This window comes from Lysinibacillus sp. NPDC097287, assembly GCF_044761695.1.
GTDB lineage: Bacteria > Bacillota > Bacilli > Bacillales_A > Planococcaceae > Lysinibacillus.
Map to the genome: position 1 here is coordinate 1 of NZ_JBIWCX010000065.1, position 1,314 is coordinate 1,314.

Annotated in this window: 2 protein-coding genes; both read right to left on the reverse strand. The window is 57.5% G+C overall.

The genetic code is table 11. The features are described from left to right. Positions 1-130: 130 nt before the first annotated feature. Positions 131-766 carry a hypothetical protein gene (locus ACIQ2D_RS22055; protein ID WP_003944246.1) on the reverse strand — a complete coding sequence of 212 codons (636 nt, stop codon included), beginning with the start codon at positions 764-766 and terminating at the stop codon, positions 131-133. Between the two features lie 64 nt (positions 767-830). Then, on the reverse strand, positions 831-1,314 hold a 484-nt coding region (locus ACIQ2D_RS22060), incomplete at its 5' end, for a hypothetical protein (RefSeq protein WP_402867426.1).

Below are 1,314 nucleotides of genomic sequence, written 5' to 3' on the forward strand. Positions count from 1 at the left end.
GTTTTAGTGATGTGAAAGGACCGACCCGACGGCCCTGAATGTGGGGTTGTCGGGTCGGTTTGTGTGGTTGGACTAATGTCCTTCGTGCACAAGGCATGTCGTGTTGTGTGACGAGTAGTGCGCGAGTGTTCTACTTCGTGGGAATATCTGTGACCGCGATTGCTGTGGGGAAGGTCCAGCTCGCGATTTCGGTGTTGTATCCGAAGCTTGTGTAGAGCGTGATCTTGGAGATGGCGACATCAGGGTTCGTCAAGAGATTTGAATCGGCGAAGGGGATGAGGCCTTCGATGTGGCCGTCGAGGTCGGCGTCGCCAATTGCGGTGGGAATGCCGGTTGAGTAGTTGCCTTTGATTGTCTGCCCACTTTGGGTGGTGACTTTCCAATAGCTTGGTTGGGCGTTCAGTTTGCCGGTTGTGACATCGATGACGACTGGAAACGTCAAGGCTTTGTTGCCGGACTTCGTTGTGGTGAACGAGGGTGTGAGGATCGCCAGGTCTGCGGTGAATCCTTGGCCTGTGGCGTGTTGTGTATCGCCGATTTGTGGGGGTTTGTTGTCTGTTGGTGAGTTTGCACGGTTGCCGGTGGTGAGTGCGGTGGTGGTGCTCGAAGATGTTGTGGTGCTGGTTGGTTGAGAGTTTGTTGTTGTGTTGGCTGTTGTTGTTGTGGTGGTGGGAGCGGATTGTTCGGTGTCGTCGCTGCTGCAGCCTGTGAGGGCGAGACTTGCTGCAGTGCAAGCAATGATGGAAATTTTGGTTACGGTGTTCATGTGTTGCTGCTTTCGGGTGGTTGGGTGAAGTGGGGGTGCGCGTGTATTCGTGTGTGCATCGGTGTCAGCTGACGGGCGTCCTCAGATCGATGTCGCCCTTTGAGCATCGTGATCCGTAGCCGAGTTCTCGGGACATTACGTAGGTGGGGCTTGCGCAGTTCCAGCCGTCGAATTCGCGGATGTTCGCATTGCCGTGGGCTGAGTCGAGGGGGAGGCCCCGGTAGGTGTCCATGACGGTGAGTGCGTCCGCGCAGGAAATGGTTCCGCTGACGACGGTGAGGACTCGTCGGCCGGTGGATGCTCCGCAGGTTGTTCCTGGGGCGGCTGGGGTGGTGCTGTCTGTGTAGACGTCCATGGGGGCCCCATATGCGGTTGGCGGGGTGGTTGTGGGGATCGTGGTCGGTACTGCTGTTGTCGTGGTTTGTGTGCCGGTCAATGTGAGGTTGCCGTCGACGTAGCGGACCTGGTTGGAGTCGGCGGAGCATTCGAAACCGCCGCTGATTGCGGTGCACGTCGTATCGTCGACTGTCAGTTGGGAATTGACGGGC